3 protein-coding genes are annotated in these 3,678 nt (G+C 71.9%); 2 read left to right on the top strand and 1 reads right to left on the bottom strand.

From position 1 onward, the window contains the following. Together CQZ88_RS00130 and CQZ88_RS00135 are read left to right on the top strand one after the other, a co-directional pair. Positions 1-1,213 (top strand): phosphoenolpyruvate carboxylase (locus tag CQZ88_RS00130; protein ID WP_146034228.1); only part of this gene is annotated, 1,213 nt, incomplete at its 5' end. A gap of 94 nt (positions 1,214-1,307) precedes the next feature. Then, complete coding sequence (locus CQZ88_RS00135; RefSeq protein ID WP_006936582.1) at positions 1,308-1,718, top strand: nuclear transport factor 2 family protein; 411 nt, start codon at positions 1,308-1,310, stop codon at positions 1,716-1,718. A 37-nt stretch (positions 1,719-1,755) separates the two neighbouring features. Here the strand turns inward: CQZ88_RS00135 and CQZ88_RS00140 are convergent, their stop codons facing one another. Continuing rightward, entirely contained in the window at positions 1,756-3,642 is a 1,887-nt protein-coding gene (locus CQZ88_RS00140) for an alkyl/aryl-sulfatase (protein ID WP_006936585.1), read from the bottom strand. Positions 3,643-3,678 lie beyond the last annotated feature (36 nt).

The following is a 3,678-nucleotide window of genomic DNA, read 5'->3' on the forward strand; positions in this document are numbered from 1 at the left end:
GGTCGGTCTCGTCGAGCACGACGTCGCGGGACCGCGCTGCCCGGTCGCGGTGATCCCGCTGTTCGAGACCATCGACGATTTGAGGCACGGCGCCGAGATCCTCACCGCCGCCCTTGCCGTCCCCGAGTTCCGCAACCTCGTCGACGCCGCCGGCGGCGTGCAGGAGGTCATGCTGGGCTACTCGGATTCGAACAAGGACGGCGGGTACCTCGCCGCGAACTGGGCGCTGTACCGGGCCGAACTCGACCTGGTGGAGGCCGCGCGCACCGCCGGGATCCGGCTGCGCCTGTTCCACGGCCGCGGCGGCACCGTCGGCCGCGGCGGTGGCCCGAGCTACGACGCGATCCTCGCGCAGCCGCCCGGGGCCGTCGCCGGCTCGCTGCGGCTGACCGAGCAGGGCGAGGTGATCGCCGCGAAGTACGCCGAGCCGAAGCTGGCGCGCCGAAACCTCGAATCACTCGTCGCCGCGACCCTCGAGTCCACCCTCCTCGACGTCGAGGGACTCGGCAGCGACGCCGCCCCGGCGTACGCGGTGCTCGACGAGCTCGCCGAACTCGCCCGCACCGCCTACAGCGACCTGGTACACGAGACCCCCGGCTTCGTCGAGTACTTCCGGACCGCCACGCCGGTCGCGGAGATCGGGGCCCTGAACATCGGCAGCCGGCCCACCTCCCGCAAGCCGACGTCGTCGATCGCCGACCTGCGGGCGATCCCCTGGGTGCTGGCGTGGACCCAGTCCCGGGTCATGCTGCCCGGCTGGTACGGCACCGGCACCGCCGTCGAGACCTGGATCGGCGGCGACGACGAGCGTCTGGCCACCCTCACCGGCCTGTACCGCCGCTGGCCGTTCTTCCGCACCGTGCTGTCCAACATGGCGATGGTGCTGGCCAAGTCCGACCTCGGTCTCGCGGCGCGCTACGCCGAGCTGGTGCCCGATCCCGATCTGCGGCACCGGGTGTTCGACAAGATCACCGCCGAACACGACCGCACCGTGCGCACCTACCTGGCGATCACCGGTCACCCCGACCTGACCGCGGACAACCCGGCGCTGGCCCGATCGGTGCACAACCGCTTCCCGTACCTCGAGCCGCTGAACCACCTGCAGGTCGAACTGTTGCGCCGATTCCGCGCGGGCGAGGACACCGACCGGGTCCGCCGCGGCATCCAGCTGACGATGAACGGGCTCGCGACCGCGCTGCGCAACAGCGGCTAGCGGCGGGGTGACAGCGGCCGAACGCCGGGGCCCCGTGCCCGCTCAGCGGGAAGACGGCGCCCCGAACGGCCGTGAGCCCGCTACAACGGGACAGGTGACACACGACCGCGAACAGATCATCGAACGGCTCGCCGAGCTCGCCGCCGCCCTCGACCGCCGCGACTGGGAGGCCCTCGGGGCCGCCTTCACCGACTCTGCCACCGGCTACGGTGCCGCGGGCCGCGACGGCATCGTCGCCGTGGTCCGCGCGCACCTCGGTGGCTGCGGACCGTCGCAGCATCTGCTGGGCAACCACCGTGTCGAGGTCGACGGCGACCGGGCCCGGTCACTGACGTATGCCCGCGTCCACCATCAGGGCGCGGGTCCGGCCGCCGGAGCGAGTTACGAGTGTTTCGGCGAATACGACGATCGGTGGACCCGCACCCGGGACGGCTGGCGCCTGACCTCCCGCACCTTCACCGTGTCCCACGACCTCGGCGACGCCGCCGTGCTCAGGCCCGGCTGACCTCCGGACCGCGCCGCGGTCCCGGCAGCGGCGGGAGTCAGGGCGTGACGATCGCGAAGTCCGGATCCACCGGTGCGAGCACCTCGAAGAGCCGGCCCGCCACCGTCGGGTCGCCCGTCACCGCGATCGTCCCGTCCGCGAGGGCCGTCGCCGGATCCAGCTGCCCGGTGAGCGCACCGATCAGCGTGCGGCGGGTGAGGGTGAACACCGTGCTGCCCGGCAGCGGCGCGTCGACGGTCCGGTGGTTGAGCACGCCGTGCTGCAGCTCCGTGAGATACGTGATCCCGAGGTCGGTGAGGATCCACGAGATCACGAGCCGCAGGTCCCACGCACGCGGCCCGTCCACCCGCACGGCCAGGCTGTCGAAGAGCTGCGGGACGGTCAGCGCATCGAGGAAGTCGCCCGAGGACTGCACGGGCGAGCCGAAGATCCCGTCGCGGAGCTCCTTCGCGCCGGCCAGGTAGATGCAGCGCCAGGTGCCGTTCTCGGAGCCGTACGCGAGTTGCTCCATCGCGTCGGCCTGCAGGGCCCGGGCGGCCTGGTCGGTGTCGTCGGTGAACAGCAGATGCTTGCAGACCTCGAGCACCCAGCGGTAGTCGCCCTCCTCGAAGGCGTCCCGCGCGACGGCGAGGGCGGCGTCGGCGCCGCCCATGGCGTCGACGTACCGGCGGGCTGCCTCGACCGGGGGATGGGCCCACAGGTTGGCGGGATTGCCGTCGTACCACCCCATGTACCGCTGGTAGATCGCCTTGACGTTGTGGCTCACCGAGCCGTAGTAGCCGTGGGTGTGCCACGCGGCCGCCAGGGCCGGGGGCATCTCGAACCGCTCGGCGATCTCCGCGCCCACGAGCCCCTGGTTCATCATCCGCAGCGTCTGATCGTGCAGGTACAGGTACATGTCGCGCTGCACGGACAGGAATTCGAGCGCACATTCGCGGCCCCACGTCGGCCAGTGGTGCGAGGCGAACACGACGTCGAGTGCGTCGCCCCACAGGCCGATCGTCTCGTTGAGGTAGTGGCCCCAGGCGTGCGCGTCGCGCACCACCGCGCCGCGCAGCGTGAGGATGTTGTGCATGGTGTGGGTGGCGTTCTCCGCCGCGCACAGGGCTCGCCGATCGGGGAACCAGATGTTCATCTCGGCCGGGGCCTCGGTGCCGGGGGTGAGCTGGAAGACCATCCGCACCCCGTCGACGGTGAGTTCCTGCCCGGTCGCGGTGATGTCGACGGTCGGCGCGATGAGCGTGACGGTGCCGGCCGAGGTGGTCTGGCCCAGCCCGGCCCCGATCTGACCGGCCGGACCCTTCTCGAGCGCCGCGCCGTACATGTAGCCCGAGCGGCGCGACATCGCCGTGCCGGCGAAGAGGTTCTCCGCCACCGCGTGTTCGAGGAACCCGGCCGGGGCGACGACGGGGACCGTCCCGGCCTCGACGAGCCCCGGGTCGAGCACACCCTTGACACCGCCGAAGTGGTCGACGTGGGAGTGGGTGTAGATCATCCCGGAGACGGGTCGGTCGCCGCGGTACCCGCGGTACAGGGCCAGGGCAGCCGCGGCGGTTTCCGCGCTGATCAGGGGGTCGATCACGATCACCCCGGCCTCACCCTCGACGACGGTCATCACCGACAGGTCGAATCCGCGCAGCTGGTAGATCCCCGGCACCACCTCGAACAGGCCGTCCTCGGCGAGCAGCCGTCCCTGCCGCCACAGGCTCGGATGTGCCGTCTCCGGCGCGGACCCGTCCAGGAACGCGTAGGCGTCGAGGTCCCACACCACCCGCCCGTCCGCGCCGGTGATCCGCCGCTGCTCGCTGCGGCCGACGAACCCGCGCGTCACGTCCTCGGAATCCTGCCCGTCGTCCGCGGGCAGCGCGGCCGCCGCGGCCTGCAGGTTCCGCCGGGTCGTCTCGCTGGCACCGCCTGCGCTCATGACGCCGCCCTCCTCGGAATCTCGGCTGTGTCGAGG

Origin of the sequence: Rhodococcus sp. ENV425 (assembly GCF_002887785.1) — a bacterium.
Classification (GTDB): Bacteria; Actinomycetota; Actinomycetes; order Mycobacteriales; family Mycobacteriaceae; genus Rhodococcus; species Rhodococcus aetherivorans.

Bases quoted from the DNA above. Each gene is read 5' to 3' on its own strand.
- CQZ88_RS00140 (WP_006936585.1), bottom strand. From the start codon at position 3,642: ATGAGCGCAGGCGGTGCCAGCGAGACGACCCGGCGGAACCTGCAGGCC.